This is a genomic window from Stanieria cyanosphaera PCC 7437 (genome assembly GCF_000317575.1).
Classification (GTDB): Bacteria; Cyanobacteriota; Cyanobacteriia; order Cyanobacteriales; family Xenococcaceae; genus Stanieria; species Stanieria cyanosphaera.
The window spans coordinates 3,030,499-3,052,980 of sequence record NC_019748.1; the positions used below are offsets into that span (position 1 = coordinate 3,030,499).

Genomic DNA, 22,482 nt, shown 5'->3' on the forward strand with positions numbered 1-22,482 from the left:
TAATAATCTTGTCAGCTTGAAATTTGTTGATAATTAATCTTAATAAGAACAGAAAAAAAAGACCCTATTAATGTCCTCAAGATTCCCTCGCCAGTTCTTGTTTAAGAGCTTCAGGCGAAAGATTCTCTATTTCTGTCAATAATTGTTCCATCTCATCAATGTCTGCTGCTGGCGTGATTTGATCCGCTATAGCATCAGCTAACTGAGCGATAGTAGGAGCTTCAAAGAGAAGCGTCCTTAAGGGTAAATCTAAATTAAAAGCTTCCCGTAGGCGAGAAGTAACCTGTACAGCGAGCAGAGAATGCCCGCCTAACTCAAAAAAGTTGTCATGAATTCCAATCTTTTCAAACCCTATCACTTCTTGCCAAATTTTTGCAATAGTTTTTTCAATTTTGTTACTAGGAGCAACATAATTTTTACTCAGATGTTGATAATTAGAATCGGGTTTTTGTGTAGTATAGGTAGCCAGAAAATTATTATTTTGCTCGATTGCTGTGGCTAAATCTTGAGTCGAGACAATTACTTGTGCCAATTCACTAACTAAAGCTCTTTCAAATACTTCTACTGCTTCAGCAGACAACAATCCATTTTTGAGATTATCTGCTTGCCATTGCTTCATTTCTGGGGGAATTTCGGTATTTACTGCCATCCCAACTTCTTGCCAAGCATCCCAATTAATAGCTACTGTATGGCAATTACTATGATTACAACGAGCGAAAACATCTAAAAAAGCATTCGCCCCAGAATAATCAGCCTGTCCAAATCCTCCTACAACCGAACTAAGAGAAGAACAAAGCACGAGAAAATCTAAGTCTATTCCTGCTAAAACCTGATTAAGAACTAATGTTCCTGTTACTTTCGGTGCAAAGACACTTTCAGCTATTTCTGGTGTTTTTAATTGAATGATGCCACCACCAGCCACACCAGCAGCATGAATAACACCATTGATCTTACCAAAACGTTTTAAAGCAACAGCGATCGCATTTTGCATCTGAGCGCGATCGCAGATATCTGCTGTCAGGGTTAAAACTTCTGCGCCTAAAGCTTCTAAATCTCTAATTTTGGTAATTTTTTGGCTAATAGAATCTTCTGCATCGTGATTGCTTAACCATTCATCCCATGTTTCTTGGGAAGGTAATTGAGAACGTCCTAATAAAATAAGTTTAGCTTGTACTGTACGAGCCAAATATTCAGCTAAAACTAAGCCAACACCTCCCATTCCTCCTGTAATTAAGTAAACACCTTCTTGTCGTAACTTGGATTTTTCCTGAGTATTTTTAGCAAGGGGAATTGGCTCAAAAGTTTGTACCCAACGACGATTACCTCGATAAGCAACAATTTTATCTTTAGTATCAGTGGTAAATTCTGTAATTAAATTTTGCTCGGATTCTGGAATGACAAGATCTACTTGACGACAATCGAGGTAAGTGTATTCTTGGGGAATTACTTTAAGCGCGCCTAGTACTGTTGCTTGTTCATAAAACAAGGTTTCATTGCCGATAATGTCATAAAGACTATTTGTACCAACGACAATTTTAATTTTGTGCTTGGGTTGTTGTTGTTCGAGTGCTTGGGCAAGGTAGATGAGACTGTAGAAAGATTGATTGTAGGGGAGATGGGGTGAAAGACTCCACAAGTGAATAATTTTGGTGGGAAGATTGCTGGTAAGGGAGATCGCTTTTAACAGACTATGATAATCTTCTGGATTAGTAGGATTAATCTTATAGTTATGATCATGCTGGCTAAACTTGTCTCCACAATATACAGTACTTACTTCTGTTCCGTTTTGTCTTAATTGTTCAACTAATTGTTTACCAATTCCCGAACTATCTACAAAAATTAAATAGCTTTCTTTACTAAGATCATTTGTTTGAATTAGAGGTACACTTTTCCAAGCAGGAACATAAAACCAATCAGAAAGATTGACTTTTTTAGCAATATTCTCCTCTACACCTTTACTTCTGGGTGCTTCTGCCTCTTTACTATCGATCCAATAACGTTGACGTTCAAAAGGATAGGTGGGTAAAGGTACTCGCCGACGCTTTTGATGGGCAGAAAAATTGCACCAATCAATTTCTACTCCTGCCAGCCACAACCTACCCAACATATTTAAAATAAAAGCATGATCCGAAACTTGTTCCTTTGGATGAGGCAGGGAAGACAAAACGATTTGCCCTGTTGCTTGAGAAGAATTGCGTCTAACCAAAGTAGATAAAGTCCTTCCTGCACCCACTTCTAGTAGGATTTGATGAGAATTTTGTAAGAGTCGATCAACTCCCGCAGCAAAACGAACTGTTTCCCTAATATGTTTTGCCCAATAATGAGGATTTGTTGCCTCTTCTGCGGTGATCCAAGTTCCTGTAACACAGGAAATAAAAGGCATTTGAGGCGGATTTAATTTAACTTTAGCAACTTCTTGTTGAAACGGCGCGATCGCGTCATTCATCATTGAGGAATGAAAAGCATGAGAGGTATGGAGATGACGGCATTCAATTCCTTGCTCATTGAGTTGATTTTCAAGTCTAGCGATCGCTTCAGTATTACCAGAAATTACACACAAATTTGGCGCATTACTAGCAGCTAAAGATAACTCATCGTTAAGTAGGGATAATTCATGAATTGTCCTTACTTCTGCCTCTGATAAAGAAACCGCTAACATCGAACCTGGAGGCATTTGTTGAATTAACTTACCTCGTTGTGCAACTAAATGCAGGGCATCTTCTAAAGACATCACACCAGCAAGAGTTGCAGCTACATATTCCCCAATACTATGCCCGATGGCAGCTTGAGGTTTAATTCCCCAAGACATCCACAATTGAGCTAAGGCATATTCAATTACAAATAAAGCTGGTTGGGTTATTTCAGTTTGCTGTAGGGGCGAATTGGGTAAGGGCGATTCGCGAATCGCCCCTATGGGATACAATAGCGATCGCAAATCTAAACCCAATTCAGGTTCTAATAATTGACAACAGCGATCGATCCACTCACGAAATACAGGTTCAGTTTCATACAGTTCTTTCCCCATATTGACATACTGAGAACCTTGCCCAGGAAACATAAACACAATTGAATAACGTTCCTGTTGGGTACAATGAGTTAAAACCCTTTGAGGATTTCTAGATTGAAGAGCGATCGCTATATCTTCAACATCTTGCCCTACTACCATGCGACGATAATTAAATTCCTTACGCCCCACCTGCAAGGTATACGCCACATCCGCTAAATCTAATTCAGGATGTTTTTGTAAATGTTCAACTAAATTATCCGTTGCTGTATCTAATGCCGATTCAGTTTTTGCAGAGATCATCAACAATTTTTGTAAGGGCGATTCGTGAATCGCCCCTACGAGATATGGGGCTTCTTCCAGTACCACGTGAACATTAGTACCACCAATCCCAAAAGAGCTAACCCCTGCCCGTCTAGAATATCCTGGGGTTTTCCATTCCCGAAGTTCAGTATTAACGTAAAAAGAACTATTAGTGAAATCAATTTTGGGATTAGGTTGTTGAAAATGTAAGCTAGGGGGAATTTGCTTGTGTTTAAGTGCTAAAACTGTTTTAATTAGCCCCGTAATTCCTGCTGCTGCGTCTAAATGCCCGATATTAGTTTTGACCGAACCTAGGGCGCACTCTGTAAGGGCGATTCGCGAATTGCCCTTACGAACTCCAAAAACCTGGTTTAATGCAGCAATTTCAATTGGATCTCCTAAAGGAGTTCCCGTACCGTGAGTTTCAACATAAGAAATAGTTTCGGGTTCAACTTCTGCTAAAGCTAAAGCCTCGGCAATGACTTCCGCTTGTCCATCTATGCTAGGGGCAGTGTAGCCAATTTTACCAGCACCGTCATTATTAATTGCCGAACCGCGAATAACAGCATGAATGCAGTCGCCATCAGCTAAAGCATCTTCTAAACGTTTTAAAACAACTACACCAACCCCACTTCCTGGCACAGTTCCCTGTGCTTGGGCATCAAAAGCACGGCAATGTCCATCAGGCGATAAAATTCCTCCTTCCTGATACAAATATCCCGTTTTCTTGAGGTTAGAAATACTAATTCCTCCTGCCAAAGTTATGTCAGATTGATAAGTTAATAAACTTTGACAAGCCATTGAAGTAGTAACTAAAGATGTGGAACAAGCTGTTTGTATATCAATACTTATTCCCGTAAGATTTAATAGATAAGAAATGCGAGTAGTTAAAAAATCTTTTTCGTTACCAATTATTGTTTGATAACCTAAAGCAGTCTTAAAAAAATCTTCATTGGGATTGAGGTTAAATAATAAATAATTATTCCAACCCACTCCAGCAAAAATACCAATTTTACCTGTATATTTATCTGGATTATAACCAGCATTTTCCAAAGCAGAATAGGCACATTCTAAAAAGATACGATGTTGAGGATCGAGCGCGGATGCTTCTTGAGGATTGTAACCAAAAAAATTAGCATCAAAGAGATCGATATCTTCTAAAAATGCTCCTGCTTTAACATAATTAGGATCATTAATAACAGTTTTATCTACGCCACTAGCTAATAATTGATCATCAGTTAATTGAGTAATAGATTCTCTACCTGCTTTAAGGTTCTCCCAGAATTGCTCGATATTTTTAGCTCCAGGAAAACGACCATCCATACCGATAATGGCAATACTTTCTTCAGTATTTAAACTTGCTCCACTATTCATTATTTACTTTTCCTCCTTACTTGCTTTCTACGAGCGAGCGCATTTTTTTGTTTGTCAATGCGATTAATAAATTGCTCAGAATTATTGCGGTTAGTTATTGTGAAAGAATTATTTTCTCTTTGATTTAAATAATTAGCTAAAGAACTAATACTGGGATATTTAAATAAATCCGTAATAGTTAAATTTATTTGGAAAGAACTTTCTAGTTTTTCTTGTACTTGAGCTAAAAGTAAAGAATGACCACCTACATCAAAAAAGTTATCATTAACATCAATGTTTTCTCTCTGAAGTATTTCTTGCCAAATTTCGGCGATTATTTGCTCTTGTTGATTACGAGGTAAATTTGTAGTAGAGGTAATTTGTAAATTGTCCTCGATCTTAATTGTTTTTAAAAATTTTCGATCAGTTTTACCATTGACAGTTAAAGGTAATTCTTTCAATAATTGCCATTTAGTAGGAATCATGTAATCGGGTAAATGTTCTTTTAAATAAGTTCTTAATTTTTGAATTAATTCTTCTGTTAATTTATCTGTTTCTGGTTGTTGTAGAACTAGATAAGCTACCAAAGTTTTATTATTTGAGTCTTGATTGTCAACAATAACTACAGCTTGTTTAATATCTTGATATTTATTTATAAATGCTTCAATTTCAGTTATTTCAATCCGAAAACCTCGAATCTTAATCTGATTATCAACTCTCTCTAAAAATTCAATATTACCATCAGGTAGATATCGGGCTTTATCTCCAGTTTTGTACAGTATTGGTGTCAGGATGCAGGGGTGTAAAGGTGCAGAAGAGCTAATACTGATAACTGGTGTACAGACGTTCCATGGAACGTCTCTACTGGTTACTGTAAAAGGGTTAGGAATGAATTTCTTTTTGGTTAATTCAGAATTATTTAAATATCCTCTAGCTAAACTAACACCACCGAGATAAATTTCACCCCAAACTCCAATGGGAACTGGTTGTAAATTATGATCTAATAAATAAACTAGGGTATTAGGAAAAGGACGACCAATAGAAACAATGCGATCGCTTGATAAGTTTAATTGTTTAGCTTCAAAATAAGTACTATCAATAGTCGCTTCACTAACACCATAGGCATTAATTAATTTAGTATTTAAACCACATAATTTTTTAACTCTTTGATAGTCTTGGACGTACCAACTATCAGAACCAACTATCAACAATTTTATGAAATCTAAACTTTGCTTGGTTTGCTCTAAATAATTAACTAAATTCATCAAGACGGCTGGGACAAAATCAGCACAGTTAACTTTTTCTTGGAGCATTAATTGATAAAGTTTTTTCGGTTCTAAGAGCAACTCTTTAGGACAAATTACTAATTTCGCTCCCGAACATAAGGCTTTAATTAAATCTCCTGTAAAAACATCAAAGGAGAAACTCGCCATTTGTAAAAAACAACTGTTATTACTATCAGGTAACAAGTTAGCTTTTTGCCACGCTAAATAAGTATTAACTAAACCACCATAGGTACAAACTACGCCTTTTGGTTTACCTGTTGAACCTGAAGTATAAATTGTATAAACTGCATTTTCCGATGTAATCCGAATCTCTAAATTTTCTGAACTTTTCTGACTAATATTGTTCCATTCAGAATCTAAACAAATAACTTTAGCTGAACGAGTTGGTATTTTTTTTCTGAGATATTCTTGCGACAAAATAACTGCTGGAGAAGCATCTTGTAACATCCAAGCGATTCTTTCGGTAGGATATTCGGGATCGAGAGGAAGATAAACACCACCTGCTTTAATAATTCCTAAAATAGCAATAAAAACTTTTAAAGAACATTCTAAATAAACCCCAACTAATACTTCTGGTTTTACCCCAATTTCTTGTAGATAATGAGCTAGTTGATTTGCCTGATTATTTAACTGTTGATAGGTTAATTTTTGGTTGCCAAAAACTACTGCTACAGCATCAGGATTTTGCTTTACCTGTGTCTCAAAAAGTTGTTGAATCGAAACATCTTGTGAATAGTCAACTAGAGTTGGATTCCAATCAATTAGTAATTGCTGTCTTTCTTGGTTCGATAATAAAGGTATGTCTGATAATTTGGCTTGAGGATGAACAACAATTCCTGTTAACAAATTTTGATAATGACTTATCATCCTGTTAATAGTTGCATCATCAAATAAATCCGTATTGTATTCAAAGGTAGCAATTAATTTTTCTGCTGTATTTTCAATTGATACACTGAGATCGAATTGTGCTATTCGAGGATCGACTTTAAATTCACTAAAAGTTAAATCGGGAATTGTTGGTAACTGAGGTGCATTTTGCCAAGCAAACATCACCTGAAACAAAGGTGTATAGCTTAAATCTCTTTCTGGTTGTAATACTTCTACTAATTTATCGAAAGGTAAATCTTGATGGGCGTAAGCTTCTAATGCTACCTGACGAATCTGAGATAATAAGTCTAAGAAACTGGGATTTCCTGCTAAATTACTCCGCAGTACTAGAGTATTGACAAAAAAGCCGATTAATTCTTTTAATTTTTCATGGTTACGATTAGCTATTGGTGAACCAACAAGCAAATCTTCTTGTCCAGTATATCGATAAAGTAAAGTTTTAAATCCTGCTAGCAACAACATAAATAGAGTAACCTTTTCCTGTTGAGCAAGATTTTGTAACTGTTGTGTTAAACTTGCTGGTAATTCCCAAGCTTGACTTTTACCTTGATAACTTTGTACTGGTGGTCTTGGTCGATCTGTAGGTAGTTGTAATAGAGGCGGTGCATCTTTAAGTTTTTGCTTCCAATAATCAATTAATTTCTGTTCTTGAAATGATTGCTGTTGCCAATAAACAAAGTCTTTATACTGGATTGGTAATTCTGGTACAGATAATCTCTGATAATGTTGAGCAACTTCTGTCATGAAGACTTCTGCTGACAAACCATCAGCAATAATATGGTGCATCGTCAACAGTAAAAGATGTTTTTCTGAAGCAAGCCTTAATAATTTCAGTCGTAACAGAGGTATTTGAGTGAGATCGAAAGGCTGTTGATGTTCTTGTGTTGTAATTAAATTAAGATCAATATCTTTTTGCCCAATACTTTCAGATGGAAAACAATCAAATTTCTCCCCGTCAACTACTGACAAAGTGACTGTCAAAGCAGGATGAATTACTTGTACTGGTTTCCCTTCTGATGTAGCAAAAGAAGTTCTCAGTATTTCGTGTCTAGCAATAACCTGATTAAGAGAGTTTTCTAAAGCCTGAACTTCCAGTTTGCCTTCAATCTGCACCGCAAACGAGATATTATAGGCAGGATTACCAGATTTAAGACGATCTAAAAACCAAAGTCTAGCTTGAGCAAAAGAAACTGGATGAATATTATTACTAGTAGTAACTCGTTGAAGAGAACTCGATCCTTTAGAACTATTTGTTTTTAATTGAGCTAATATCTTATTAGAAAGCGATCGCGTTGTGCATCCAGAAAACAAATTCGCGATCGCAATTGTTACTTCTAAGTCAGCTTCGATCTGATTTTTTAATTCAAAGACTTTTAAAGAATCAAGTCCTAAAGAAGTTAAAGAATGATCTAAATTAATGTCTTGAGGCAATCTTTTAAGTACCTGAGCAACTTTTGATTGCAGATATTGGGTTAAAAGTTCTTGGGGAGACAGTTGTAAAAGTTCTTTTTTAATTAAATTATTCTCTGCATCAACCCATTCCTGAGTTTCTAAAACACTACTAGCAACCGTATCTAATCTACCCTCTAAAAACTTGTTTCTAGTTGTTCGACGTTGAATTTTTCCACTTGAAGTTTTGGGAATCGAACCAGGTTTAATTAAAACCACACCATAAACTTCTATCTCATGGGTTTCAGTTACAGTTTGCCGAATAGCTGTAATTACTTCTTCTAGATTAGGTTTAGCGCGAAACTCTAACTCTTGTACAATTAATAATTTCTCATCATTGTCTATCTCTACCGTAAAAGCTGCATTACTATCCAAACGTAAAGCATCATGACTTCTCTGCGCAGTTAATTCAATATCTTGCGGATAAAGATTACGCCCCCTGATAATAATTAAATCTTTCAGTCTACCAGTAACAAACAACTCTCCCGAATCATCCAGAAAACCCAAATCACCAGTGCGTAGAAAATGATGTTGCTCAATGGATGTATCATTATTGCGGAGAAAATCAGCCTCCTCTTTACATCTGTGCGTCTTTGCGTGAAATACTTCTTCAGTCTCTTCTAAACGATTCCAATAACCCTTAGCAACACTATCCCCAGTAACCCAAATCTCCCCAACACAGTTGTTTTCACAAAGAGTCAAAGTGTCAGGATTAACAATTACAATTTTTTGCCCAGGAATACTTGTACCACAACCAACTAAAGTTTTACTATTTCTATTTTCCTCAAAGACTTCCACAATGCGATTTTCAGCCAAAGCCAACTTATCTATAGCTTTACTAAGATTTCCCCTTTTCTCCTTTTCCCCTTGCCTTCTTCCAGCAACCAACAGAGTTGCTTCCGCCATGCCATAACAAGGATAAAAAGCTTCCTCACGAAAGCCACATTCAGCAAAAGTTGCAGCAAATTCCTTTAAAGTCTCATGACGAATCGGTTCTGCACCATTAAATGCTACTTGCCAACTACTTAAATCTAAACAGGAACGTTGTTCGCTACTAATCTTTCTAAGACACAATTCATAAGCAAAATTGGGCGCACCACTTGTAGTTCCTTGATATTTAGAAATAGCTTGTAACCAACGATAGGGACGTTGTAAAAAAGAAGTAGGCGACATCAAAACACAGGGAAAACCACCATACAAAGGTTGCAAAATCCCACCAATCAATCCCATGTCATGATAAATCGGTAGCCAAGAAACAAACTTACTCTTTGGTGAATGTCCCATCCAACGATAAGTCATTGCTGCATTGTGCAGTAAATTACCATGACTTACCATTACTCCTTTTGGTGTACCTGTCGAACCTGATGTATATTGTAAAAAAGCAATTGTATCTCGATCTAAATCTAATTCTTGCCAATGAGCTTCAATTTTTGTAACTAAATCGTCTGTTGCCAGCCATTTTAAATTTCCTAACCAAGACTCCATTTTAGGTACAAGTGTCTTAGTTGTTAAAGCGATCGCTTCGCGCCTCGGCTGCGCCGAGATCGCAGCTTGAGAATCTGCTACAATAGCTTGTATACGAGGCGTATTTCTTTGGTTTTGTGGTGGATAAGCAGGAACAGCAATTACTCCTGCATATAAACAACCAAAAAAAGCTGCTAAATAATCTAACCCTGAAGGATAAAGTAATAAAGCTCTTTCTCCTGTTAATCCCATTCTTTGCAGATAAGCAGCAATTCGTCGACTATGCAGATCTAACTCTTGATAAGTAACTTTAGTCTCTTGATTTTCCCCGTCTTCTAAAAAAATAAAAGCATCGGCATTGGGTTGTTTGCGACTTTGCTGACGCAGAAGTTGGACAACCGAAAAGTAGTTATGACTTGTTAGTAAGTTATTGTCAAGTTGATTCATCTTTGCAATCACAATGTAGGCAAAAATTGATTAGTTATTTATAACGGCAGCGTCGCTCAAGCCTACGCACCTATGTGGCTGTCAATTTTTAATTGATGGGTTTCGTTCAGCTATTAGATTGATGAACAGTATTGCTTTGAACTCATATAAACTGTTTGGATTATTCAGCAATTTTACTGTACAGCGTTTTGCCAATTAATGCAAATAATTCTTATTTATCTTTGCAAAGCATGAGCGAAACTCTCGCTTTTTTTTTACAAATTGCAAGATAGTTAACGAGGTGTACAAGCTCTGGCAATCCGCTTTACATAGAATGGCAGCACAAGTTACAGCCCCTCACAAACAATTTGCCAAAGATTGATTGGATAAAACTGAAGCTATGCTCTTATATTTACAATTTCAAGCTTATTATTGCTATTTTTATCTAAAATCACACTTGTTATGATAGAGATGAGAAATCAATTAAAGACTTAAACTTCATCTTGATTTGTTGCAAATAATAAGCATTTAGATTATACAAATAATTAGCGACTTAAAACCTAGTTCATTGAAAAAATAATTTTTTATTGATACGAGGCAACATATAAAGAAACGCTATATATGCTCGTTTCCTGAAATGAGGCAAAAGGCAGCAGAACAAAATTAATTGAGCCAAAAATGATTCAAAACAGTTTTAAAACCTTGGTCTTGATCTTTTCAATCACAATTACTTCCTTTACTTTTTTACTTAAATCTTCACCTACATTAGCTACTCCGATCAACTTAGAATCTTGGCGCATTTCTCAGCCAACTATTTCTTTTAATGACTTATCTAGGGGAAAGTTGTCATTTTACCAAAATTTCACGACTTGACTATTCAAAGACATAATTCTTCTCAAGCATGGACAATGACTAATTCTTTCCGTGCAGCTTATCTTAGTTGGGATCGCAGTCATAATTTAGCTACATCTCAACTAGAAACTGAACGCTATTTTGATTACGGAGAATTTCCCCTCGAACAGTTTTATAACTTAATTCTAGAAACAACTCAGGATTTTCAAATCGAAACCACAGCACAAACCACCACAATTGGCATAGAAGTTAATAAAAATCCTTTTATGATCTCTGGTGATAGAATTGAATCTTCAGCTTTTAAAACCTCTATTCTTCCCAGTCCTTATTTAGCCAGCGATTTTTTCAGTAAAAAAAATTATCTAGGCTTGTTCATTGTCCATGAAATTAATTTTAGCGATCGCTTATCATTTTATGTTGAAGGAACTTTCGATGTCGTAATTAACGATACGAGCGATCTTCCTGAATTACCTTCTGTCGAACCAATTGAAAACAATAATTTTTATCCCGAACTAGGTCTTAGCTATCAACTAACTAAAAATACTCTTCTGTTTACCACTTTGTTTTATGCTAACGAACCAATTGAAGGAATTGATGCTTTCAATAACCCTTTACAGTCTGAAAAATATACGGGAATCGAACTGGGAATTGAAACTGAACTAGCTCAAAACTGGTTGGTAATCTTTTCATTTTATGATGAAACTCAAAATAATATTACGACAATCGATCCAAACCAACCTGATTTCGAGCTACAAATTAACGAGCAAATAAGTCGATATTGGATGGGGGAACTGAGAGGTGAAATTACTCCTGGTTGGTCGGTGTATGGGTTTTATAGTTATACCGACGCCAAAATTACTGAAGATGAAGTAATCACAGTAGGAAATTCGGTTGCAGGGGTAGCAAGTCATAGCAGTGGTTTTTGGACTAGCTATGAAGTTACTCAAGATAGATGGCAGGGTTTGGGTTTTGGTGGTGGAATGACCTGGAATGGCGATCGCTCTGGAGATGCCCAGAATAGTTTTATTTTACCAGGTTATCTCCAAACTGATGCAGTTGTTTTTTACTCTCAAAACAATTTTAAAGCTGCAATCAGCATCCAGAATCTTTTTGATGCAGGGGTAGAGGATGAAGAAATTACACCCCAAACGATTTTTGGTACAGTGCTTTGGGAATTTTAATTATTAGTTGCAATTAATGAGAAAATTTGTAAATAAACTTTTAATAAAAAAATACTAATGGAAATTTTAACTGAAAAAGAATTTGATTTGCAGTGGTTAGAAAGTTTGCAATCGAACCAAGTATTATACAATCTACGAGGATTCGATCAAGTCAAAAACAGCATCAGCAAATGGTCTGAAGATAGCTGCCATATTTGTCAGTTTGCTTCTGGAGTCGAAGTAAGTTTAAACGATGAAATTATCTATTGCAACCACAGTGTTGAGAACGAACATCATGACTTGCGAATGCTAGTCTCTAAATTTTATTTATCTGGCAATCAAGGTGTTATTTCTCCTGGAATTGAGAATGTTGAAGCTGAATACAGTGAAAATCAGGGATACAATTATCTATTTTATTTACCAGATATTACAGAAACAGAACAATTTTTTACAGGAACTCCTTTGCAAAAAGTACGAATCAATCTAGATTTGGCATTTCTAAAAACTTTTGTTCAAGGACTAGAAGATATTCCCAAACTACTACAACCTTTAATCGAAAGCGATCGCGCACCTCGGTTTCATTGTCCTGTAGGAAAAATCACTCCCATGATGCGGACAGTGATTCAACAGATGTGGCATCATCCTTATTCTGGTGCGATCGCTCGTATGTATTTAGAAGGAAAAGTTTTAGAATTACTAGCCTTGCAGTTGTCTCAACTCCTTGAAGCAGAGCAAATTAAACCCTTACCTCAAAAATTACACTTCAAAGACATCGAGCGTTTGTATCATGCTCAGGCAATCTTACAACAACAGTATCTCAATCCACCTTCTGTGATTAATTTAGCACGGCAAGTAGGGTTAGACCGCATCAAACTACAACAGGGTTTTCGGCAAGTATTTCAGACTACTCCTTTTGGCTATCTGCAAAATTACCGTTTAGATTTAGCGCGAATTCTTTTGGAGAATGAAGAACTGACTGTAACCACTGTAGCTAACCGAGTTGGTTATTCCAACATCAGCTATTTTTCCCGTACTTTCAAACGTCGATTTGGCATAACTCCTGGTCAATGTCGTTCTGAACAAAACATCTTGAAGGACTAAAAATTTATCTTTTAGGACATAGACTTATCTACGCAAAATCACTTAAACTCAACTCGTTCTTACTAATTGCAAATAATTTTCTATAAGTATTATTAAAAGCTGGTAGATGAGGATTTTTGAGTTGAAACAAAGTCTAGGGTTATCTGCGATCGCGTCGATTAAAGCGATCGCTATGGGGTTTAGTTTAATTGCTATAGTTCCTTTATCAATTGAATCTGTGAGTGCCGAGGAAGTGGCAAAAAATCCAATTAGTTCTCAAAACAACCAAGCTTCAAGACAGTTACTTGAAAAAACGAAACAGCGCAACAATAATAAATCATTAGAACCTATTTTTTTAAATGCCAAAGACCTCTTAGTACAAAGACAAAATCAAGGCATTGCCCGAGTAACAGATGTACAAATCAACCAAACAGAGAATGGCTTGGAATTGATACTGGAAACTCCATCCAGACAACAGTTAGTACCATTAATTCTTCCTGAAGGAAAAGATCTAGTGATTGATATCCTCGACGCAACGTTAGGATTTTCCCTCAGAAACGGATTTAAACAGGCAAATCCTGCACCAGGAATTAGTCAAATAACGGTAACTAAAGTAAATGAAACTAGTATTCAAGTTAGGATTACCGGGACACAACAAGTACCAAGTGCAGAAGTAATTTCTAATCAAGACAATTTGGTTCTAGGTGTGACTCCTGACGGAACAACGGTTCAACAAACACCAGATGAAGCGATGCAGCGCGGTCATGGGGGAAACCTCCATGAGCGACTGCATCAAGAAGAGATCGAAATTATTGCCACTGGTGAAGTTCAAGAGGATGATGATTACTTTGTTCCCGATGCAGGTGTTACTCGTACCGATACGCCAATTATTGATACCCCTGGAACAATTCAAGTAATACCTAGACAAGTAATTGAAGACCAAAGAGCAATTGAATTACGTGATGCTCTATCAAGAAATGCAGTGGGTGTAGTTACTAACAGTGCGCCTAGTTCAAACTTTAATAATGTCTTGATTCGCGGTTTTAATGTTTCTTCCAACTTTTTAAGAAATGGAATTCCCGAATCGTTTTTCACTCTCACACCACCGAGAGATTTAAATAATATTGAGCGACTAGAAGTCTTGTCAGGACCTGCTTCTGTAATTGGAGGTCAAATTTCTCCAGGAGGCATTGTCAATCTGGCAACCAAACAACCTTTATCGTCTCCTTTCTACGAGTTATCGGCTAGCTATGGTAGTTTTAATAGTGTTGAAGGTGCATTCGATTTTTCTGGTCCGCTCAACGATAGTAAAACAGTAGCTTACCGTCTGAATACTTCTATCTATCATTCTGATACTTCAATTGATGTAGATGAGGTTGATATCGAAAGATTTTCAATTGCCCCAGTCCTCAATTGGCAAATTGGCGAGCAAACAAAAATTAGTTTTGAAGGACTATATCTTAACTCGCGGACTCCTCAACGGATAGGATTACCAGCACAGGGAACAGTTTTAGATAACCCTAATGGTGAAATTCCTCGAGATCAATTTGTCGGAGAACCTAATTTTGACGGCAATGACCGCAAAATTACCCAACTTGGATATGATCTAGAGCATAGTTTGAGTGACGATTGGTCGTTGCGTCATGCTTTTCGTTACACTAATTTTCAAAGTAAGCAAAGAGAAGCATTTGTTAATGCCATTCAAGATGATTTAAGAACTTTAGAACGTTCTGGCGATTCCTTTATTGACGATATCAATAATTATCAAACTACCGCTTATCTGACTGGTAAATTTAAAACTGGTGAAATTAATCACGAGTTATTGGCAGGTATTGATTATGTCTTTGAAGAAGATTATTTTGAATCTGAATTTTTTGAAGCAGAAAATATAGATTTGTTTGAACCAGTTTATACAGGTGGGGTAGGAGCAGCTTTTGAGGATTCTTTAGGTAGATTTAGAGATACAAACCAAGGAGTAGGAATCTATCTACAAGACCAAATCAAATTTTTTGATGACCGCTTGATTGTAGTTCTTGGTGGACGAGTCGATTTTGTAAGTAGTTCATCGCAAGACTTACGCGATCAAACTTCCGAAGAAGCCTCTCAAGACGATACTGCTTTTAGCCCTAGAGTAGGAATTGTGTATAAACTTGCTGATAATATTTCTCTCTACGGTAGCTTTAGTCGCTCTTTTGAACAGGTAACAGGAGTAACTGCTACTAATGAAATTTTTGAACCCTCTCGCGGAACTCAATATGAAATTGGAGTCAAGGCTAACTGGCTAGATAATCGCTTGTTTACAACTTTGGCTTTTTATGATTTAACTCTTTCAAATTTAACCACATCAGATCCTAACAATCCTCAATTTGACATTCAAACAGGAGAACAAAACAGTCAAGGAATTGAATTGCAAACAGGAGGAGAAATTCTGCCTGGTTGGAATATTATTGCTAATTATGCCTATACTGATGCCAAAATTACCCAAGACAATATTTTTACAGTGGGTAACTCTTTGGCTAATGTTCCCGAAAACGCTCTGAGTTTGTGGAGTACCTATACCATTCCCGAGGGTAATTTGTCTGGTTTAGGATTTGGTTTTGGTTTGTTGTATGTTGGACAAAGAGAAGGAGATTTAGATAACTCTTTTCAGCTTGAGGACTATCTCAGAACCGATGCAGCTATTTACTATCGTCGAGAACAATTGAAGCTGGCACTCAATTTTCAAAATCTATTTGATGTAGACTACATTGAAGTTTCAGACGACGATCTCAGAGTTTACCCAGGGGATCCTTTTACAGTGCTATTTTCTGCTTCTTATGAGTTTTAGCCTGGGCAGTTATCAGTTAATAATTACTAATTACTAATTACTAATTACTAATTACTAATTATGAGGGATGAATAATCAACTATTAACAATCAACAATCAACTATCAACAGTTATCAGTGATGACTGGTTATTGTTCCCCTTTCTCCTTCTGCCTTTGATCCTTCTTTTTACTTTGTCGCCTATAGTTTATCAAGCACAAAAACTCCTTTAAATGACACGCCCTTCCCCTCTTTCTTTGGTTTATGTCCCAACTACGTCGTTGCTTATATTGGTTAATTATTGGAATCTGTACTTCGATTTTAATCGTAGCGTGCGCCCGTTCTCCTAGTTCACTTCAAAGCGATCGCTCTGGGTCAGAATCTTGTCGTCTGGTTCAACACGAGATGGGAGAAACAGAAGTTTGTGGACAACCGCAAAAAGTAGCTGCCCTTAGTCCTCATATTTTAGATAGTATATTGGCACTTGGAGTACAGCCAATGGCTTATGCTGAAACCGAAGATTTAAACATACAAGTCTACGACAATCCAGCAAAACAGATTCCCTATATAGGCAAATGGGTAACGACACAGCCAATCGGATTAGGCGATCGCAAATCTCCCTCTCTCGAACGTCTTGCCTTACTTAAGCCAGAGGTAATCTTGGGAGAACAATGGTTGCACCAGGAAGAATATCCTTTGCTTGCTCAAATTGCACCTACTTTAGTTTTTAGCGATGAACAAGCAGATGGACAACAAGTTTGGCAACAAGACATTCAAGGAATTGCTCGTGCTTTAGGTCGAGAAAAACAAGCAGAAGAACTTTTAGCAGCTTTTGACCAGCAAATCGCTCAAGCTCGTAAGGCACTGCAACCTGTTTTACAAGCTTATCCCCGTGTGTTTTTGATTAATTCTAATTTAACTACCTACGTTGCCTCAACACCGAAAAGCACTACAGCAAGATTATTAAAAGAAATTGGCTTTGAAATTGTTCAACCACGAGGAGTTCAAGACTATGCCGAAATTTCCTTTGAGATTTTACCTAATGTTGAAACAGATATTATTTTAGTTTTATCTTCGACTGATGAAAGTTTACTCAATCCTGAAGAAGTTGTCAGGAAAAGATGGGCTAACAATCCTCTACTCAATTCGATGTCAGTTTTTCAGCAAGATCGAGTATTTTTTGTCGATTATCAATTGTGGGGTAGCAGTATTCGAGGACCATTAACCGACAAACTTATTTTAGAAGCCTTACCCGATCTACTATTAACAACTGTAAAACCAAATAGTTAAAAAAATTGAGGAATTATTTCCATGTCGAAACCTGTTTTATTTGTCTGTCAATCTTGTAATCTTAGTTCTCAAAAAGATTTAGAGCCACCTCTGGGTATTAGTTTGGTAAATCGGCTCAACGAAATTAATTCCGATAAGTTTGTAGTTCAAGCAATAGAATGTCTGTGGATGTGCGAAAGAGGTTGTGTAGTAGCTTTGTGTGCAAATAATCTACCTACCTATTTATTTACCGATTTACCTCTTCACGAAATCCCCGAAGCTTTAGTCAAGTTTGCCGAACTTTATCTTAATTCTAAAGGCAAGTTTATTCCTCATAGCAAATTACCTCAAGTGTTGCAGTCAGCCCACGTTGCCCGTATTCCAGCTATTCAAGCTGGTTAATCTCGCTCAATTTTTATGTCTTTACCTGATTAAAAAAAGTTAGTGCGACAATTTATCCTGATTTGGTTCGGTCAATTAATTTCTACTATTGGCAGTTATATGACCGATTTTGCCTTGACTCTCTGGGCCTGGCAAATCACAGGTTCGGCAACAGCCCTTGCTTTGATCGGATTTTTTTCTCAACTGCCTCGTATTGTTATTTCTTTATTTGCAGGTATTATTGTTGATCGCTTCAACCGTAAGTATTTAATGATGTTAGGAGATGCGATCGCAGCTTGTGCTACTGTTGGAATCCTAATTCTTCATCTGACTGGACAGTTGGCTATTTGGCATCTGTATTTAGCTGCATCAATTAATGGTGGTTTTGGTCAAATTCAACAATTAGCTTATTCCACATCTATTACTACTTTGGTATCGCCCCAGAATTATACTCGTGCCAACAGTATGAATTCTGCTGTTCACTACGGCTCAAATATTATTGCTCCTGCTTTAGCTGGGGTGTTGTATCCGATCATTGGTTTAGAGGGTATTTTACCGATTGATTTGGTAACTTTTGTCATTGCGATCAACACTTTACTTTGGATACGTATTCCCCAACCCCAAACAACAGAAACACAACCAGCCCAAGCAAGAAGTGAAGGAAAATTAAGTAGACTAAAGTTTTGGTGGCAAGAAATCACTTTTGGTATTCGTTATATTTGGCAGCGTTCCAGCTTACGTACTTTACTAATTATCACTACTTTATTTTGGTTTGCTCATGATTTGGGTGCTACCATAGACGATCCGATGATTCTAGCTCGCTCGAACAGTAATTCTCAGGTTCTCAGTGGGATTCTTTCTATTGCAGGTATTGGCGGAATTACTGGTGCGGTGATTTTAACAGCTTGGGGTGGAACAAAACAACGGATCAATGGAATGCTGGCTGGGTTTATGGGCGCGGGTATTGCCAAAACAGTATTTGGATGGGGTCAAAGTTTAAATGTTTGGTTACCCGCTCAATTTTTTTCTTCGATTAATTTTCCTCTTCTAGGTAGTTCAGAAACTGCTTTGTGGATGGAAGTTATTCCTGCTAACCTCCAAGGACGAGTTTTTGCAGCTAATTCCTTAGTTTTAGAATTAGTTAGTGCCAGTGCAACACTGATAGCAGGACTGTTGAGCGATCGCGTTCTTGAACCAGCTATGCAGTCACCAAGTCTTTTAAGTTCTTTGTTTGCTCCTATTTTTGGTACTGGTAGAGGTGCAGGAATGGCATTGTTGTATGTTTTTACTGCGATCGCTATGTTTTTGATTGGTGCGATCGGCTATAAACTACCTCAACTGCGTCGACTGACAAAGTGACTCGTATTATTTTACCAGCCATCAAATTCTTGCTCGTTTTTGTGCCAAACCTCAATATCTAATTCCGACAGATAGATCAAAGCACTATCAATTTGTCGAGAATTACCTTCTAGTTCTATGTCAAACCAACCATCTCCTTGACCATCTTTACCTAAAATAGCTGCAATTATATTGAGTTTTAAATTGAAATCAGCAGCAAGTCTAGAAATAACTGGTTCTAAATAATATTTTTGAGGAATTCTCAACTGAAGATGAACTTGCAGGGAACGGTTTGGATAGGAAGAGTCTAGTTGCAACATATCAGAACTAATCATTTTCAACCAATCTTTCGGAAAACAATAATTTTTTTACGACAATAATCGTCGCAGTACAGCTTGTTTGGCTTGACAAACTAACCTATTTTCATTGTAATTCATTTTTGATTTAATCTCAATTTATTTGTAAAACAATTTAGTTTATACCAAGTAATAATCAGAAAAGGCGATCGCGGTCGATCAATCCCTTTTAAAAGCGATCTCGGCGCAGCCGAGGCGCGAAGCGATCGCACAGACCGCATTAAAATCTAAACAAAATTTTTGTAAAATTGGTATTAACTAGACCGCTTTTGCTGAATAAAGTTATCAAATATTTGCTTTTGTTCTGATAAGGAAATCTCTGCGTTAACTAAAACAGAATTTGGACGAGGACGGTTCGCATATTCATCCCACGCTTCTTGGTCTTCTCTATGGGATAAGACGTATTTTCTTAGTTCTTGCAAACTCATTTGCTTGTAGTTAGGTTTGGTCATTGTTGCTAAACCTCCATCTACCATCAGGATAAACGATAAATTCTATTCCTTCTTCAACTCCTGCAATAATAAATATCTCTTGTCTGTTTGTATCGAAACGAAATAATTGAATTGGTTGATAGTAATTTGATAAGTATTGGCATAAAATTGCTGCTTTAATTGCTTGCACTGCTGTTGGCATTCATTATTTTCTAATTTTGGGCTTTTTGGACAATTATCTCACCATTTTAGGATTATTTTAGTAAGAAAAAGCGATCGCCATTTTTTTTGTTGTAAAAAGGAGTAATAATTCCATTACGGTTAGTTAAGTTTCCTCCTTCAAATTCCATTACTTGACTGCCATCAGCCTGTATGTAGATAGAAGAGGTTGGTAAACCTAAACCAGAGTAAATTCCAAATAAGCCATTTTTAGAGTCAGGATTTTTAAAATAAGTATTGGTATAATAATCGGCAATTGCTCCATACATTAAGAATTGCCCTAATTGACTTTGATAAACAGAAGCTCCATTACCAATATTGTTGTAGAAAGTCCGAGAGACATTAGTTCCAAAGTAAGACTGAACTTAATGAAGAGTCGATATAATTCGGAACTTCTAATGATGAAGCGGATAAGCTCAAAGTATAGTTAGAATTAGCATTTGTCACTCCAGGGAAAACTGTGACATAATAAGTCCCTGCAAGTAAAGGAAGATTAAAAGATTCGGCTATAGTACCTTGATTTTGCGACAATGCTAAAATTTCTTTGGAGTCGACAACACCATTATTGTTGAAGTCTTGAATCAGTTGTACGTTGGCATCAGCACTTAATTGAGACAGATTTAGGTTGAAACGGGGATTTCGCAGGTTGAAGAATAAATGTAGGGTATTAATATGAAGAGTTTAAATGACCCATATTGAATATCCAAGTTAAAAACTTAGACCACTTAGGAATAGTAGCAGGAATTGTGGCTCAAATTGGGCTGGTCGAAGAAATAGATCGGCAGATAGCCAAACATCCTCAACAAATGATTAGTACAGGTCAAGTAGTAAAAGCCATGATTCTTAATGGATTAGGCTTTGTTAGCGCACCTCTGTACCTGTTCGGAGAATTCTTGATCGGCAAAGCAACAGAACATCTTTTGGGAGAAGGAATCAAACCAGAACACCTCAACGATGACCGAATCGGAAGAGTGTTAGATAGTTTATCGAATCAAGGACTAACACCATTGTTCACCAACATTGCCATGTTAGCCCATCAAAGATTTAATCTCTCGACCAAGAGTCTGCATCTAGATTCGAGTAGCTTTAGCGTCGAGGGAAGTTATGAAACAGGAAACGCAGATGAATCCAGCAAATTAATCGAATCCGTCAAGATTACCTATGGTTACTCGAAAGACCATCGACCAGATTTAAAACAATTTATGATGGATGTGATTTGTACTGGAGATGGAGATGTACCCCTGTTTGTGAGAATAGGAGATGGTAACGAATCCGACCGTGCCATTTTTGCCAAGTTGATTGAGCAGTTTAAACAGGAATGGAATTTAGATAGTATTTACGTTGCTGACAGTGCGCTTTACAGTGCAGAAAATTTACAACAATTGGGAGAGCTAAACTGGATTAGTCTTGTCCCTCGAAGCATAAAAACTGCGAAGATTCTAGCCGAATCAATGGAAGACGAGGTTTTTGTTGAGAGTGAAATTCCTGGCTATCGCATTGCATCCTGTTGTTGTGATTAGAGTGGAGTGCCTCAGCGTTGGTTAATTATTGAAAGTGAGAAGCGTTGTGATAGCGACTTGAAGCAGCTAGAAAAACGACTAGCAAAACAACTAAAAATAGCCACCAGTGAACTCAAATCACTAATGAGGCAAGATTTTGCCTGTGTTGCTGATGCCAAACAAGCTGCTGACAAACTGAGCCGAAGTTGGAAATATCATTGCTTAGAATCAGTCCAAATTGAGTCTCATCCTCACTACTCTCAACCAGGGCGACCAACTAAAAATCAATCTCCTGAATATCTTACCTATCGGGTCATCGCTCAAATTATTCCTGTAGAGAAAGTAATTGAGATTGCCCGAAGACGAGCAGGAAGATTTATTTTAGCGACCAATGTTCTCAATGAAGCTCTTCTACCCAATGATAAGGTGTTAATCGAATACAAAGGTCAGCAGAGTTCTGAGAGAGGCTTCCGCTTCCTGAAAGACCCTTTGTTTTTTACTTCCAGTGTTTTTTTGAACACTCCTCGAAGAGTGGCAGCTTTAGCAATGGTCATGGGTTTATGTTTGCTGGTTTACACTCTCGGTCAACGTCAGTTAAGACCAGCTTTAGCTGATGCAGAGGAGACTATTCCTAATCAGCTTAAACAGCCTACTTCTACGCCTACTTTAAGATGGGTTTTTCAGTGTTTTCAGGCTATTGATCTGGTTGCTCTTGATCGCCAACTACAAATTTCCAATCTGACTGATACCCGTGTACGGATTTTGCGTTTTCTCGGATGCTCCTGCCAAAAATATTATTTAGTTTGCTAACCTACCTGCGAAATGTCCGATATAAAGTTATAGTTAAAATTTTATTTAGATTTTAATTATTCAATCAAATTTATCTTGATTAATTAAGTACAAAAATAATTTTTATAAA

At 37.0% G+C, this 22,482-nt stretch carries 13 protein-coding genes and 1 pseudogene; 7 read left to right on the plus strand and 7 right to left on the minus strand.

All coding sequences use genetic code 11. The features are described from left to right. Positions 1-76: 76 nt before the first annotated feature. Both STA7437_RS13080 and STA7437_RS13085 read right to left on the minus strand, forming a co-directional pair. Positions 77-4,681 (minus strand): type I polyketide synthase, encoded by a 4,605-nt coding sequence (locus tag STA7437_RS13080; RefSeq protein WP_015193867.1) that lies wholly within the window; start codon positions 4,679-4,681, stop codon positions 77-79. Next, on the minus strand, positions 4,681-10,194 hold the full coding sequence (locus tag STA7437_RS13085) for a non-ribosomal peptide synthetase (RefSeq protein WP_015193868.1): 5,514 nt from the start codon (positions 10,192-10,194) through the stop codon (positions 4,681-4,683). The genes STA7437_RS13080 and STA7437_RS13085 overlap by 1 nt, the downstream gene beginning before the upstream one ends. An 848-nt stretch (positions 10,195-11,042) precedes the next feature. Between STA7437_RS13085 and STA7437_RS13090 the strand changes: the two genes are divergently transcribed. The 6 genes from STA7437_RS13090 (at position 11,043) to STA7437_RS13115 (ending at position 19,079) form a co-directional block, all read left to right on the plus strand. Then, positions 11,043-12,206 (plus strand): TonB-dependent siderophore receptor, encoded by a 1,164-nt coding sequence (locus tag STA7437_RS13090; protein ID WP_150109069.1) that lies wholly within the window; start codon positions 11,043-11,045, stop codon positions 12,204-12,206. Between the two features lie 57 nt (positions 12,207-12,263). Further along, entirely contained in the window at positions 12,264-13,286 is a 1,023-nt protein-coding gene (locus STA7437_RS13095) for a helix-turn-helix transcriptional regulator (protein WP_015193870.1), read from the plus strand. 121 nt (positions 13,287-13,407) lie between these two features. Continuing rightward, positions 13,408-16,092, plus strand: a complete 2,685-nt coding sequence (locus tag STA7437_RS13100) for a TonB-dependent siderophore receptor (RefSeq protein WP_245562026.1) — start codon at positions 13,408-13,410, stop codon at positions 16,090-16,092. 242 nt (positions 16,093-16,334) lie between these two features. Continuing rightward, positions 16,335-17,360: an ABC transporter substrate-binding protein gene (locus tag STA7437_RS13105; protein WP_015193872.1), complete on the plus strand. Its 1,026-nt coding sequence runs from the start codon at positions 16,335-16,337 to the stop codon at positions 17,358-17,360. Positions 17,361-17,381: 21 nt separating this feature from the next. After that, positions 17,382-17,741 carry a DUF1636 family protein gene (locus STA7437_RS13110; protein ID WP_015193873.1) on the plus strand — a complete coding sequence of 120 codons (360 nt, stop codon included), beginning with the start codon at positions 17,382-17,384 and terminating at the stop codon, positions 17,739-17,741. A gap of 42 nt (positions 17,742-17,783) precedes the next feature. Beyond that, complete coding sequence (locus STA7437_RS13115; protein WP_015193874.1) at positions 17,784-19,079, plus strand: MFS transporter; 1,296 nt, start codon at positions 17,784-17,786, stop codon at positions 19,077-19,079. 11 nt (positions 19,080-19,090) lie between these two features. Here the strand turns inward: STA7437_RS13115 and STA7437_RS13120 are convergent, their stop codons facing one another. The 5 genes from STA7437_RS13120 to STA7437_RS26215 all read right to left on the minus strand — a co-directional run bounded on the left by STA7437_RS13120 (position 19,091) and on the right by STA7437_RS26215 (position 20,595). Then, positions 19,091-19,393 (minus strand): NIL domain-containing protein, encoded by a 303-nt coding sequence (locus tag STA7437_RS13120; RefSeq protein WP_015193875.1) that lies wholly within the window; start codon positions 19,391-19,393, stop codon positions 19,091-19,093. Between the two features lie 275 nt (positions 19,394-19,668). Then, positions 19,669-19,866, minus strand: coding sequence for a DUF6887 family protein (locus tag STA7437_RS13125; protein WP_041619412.1), 198 nt, complete (start codon positions 19,864-19,866; stop codon positions 19,669-19,671). Continuing rightward, entirely contained in the window at positions 19,853-20,047 is a 195-nt protein-coding gene (locus STA7437_RS13130) for a DUF6888 family protein (RefSeq protein WP_015193877.1), read from the minus strand. The genes STA7437_RS13125 and STA7437_RS13130 overlap by 14 nt, the downstream gene beginning before the upstream one ends. A gap of 52 nt (positions 20,048-20,099) precedes the next feature. After that, a complete protein-coding gene (locus STA7437_RS13135) occupies positions 20,100-20,333 on the minus strand; it encodes a hypothetical protein (protein WP_015193878.1) in 234 nt (77 codons plus the stop codon). Between the two features lie 73 nt (positions 20,334-20,406). Next, a complete protein-coding gene (locus STA7437_RS26215) occupies positions 20,407-20,595 on the minus strand; it encodes a hypothetical protein (RefSeq protein WP_150109070.1) in 189 nt (62 codons plus the stop codon). Positions 20,596-20,765: 170 nt separating this feature from the next. Here STA7437_RS26215 and STA7437_RS13140 point away from each other — a divergent pair. Then, positions 20,766-22,373: pseudogene (locus STA7437_RS13140) on the plus strand (IS1634 family transposase). Positions 22,374-22,482 lie beyond the last annotated feature (109 nt).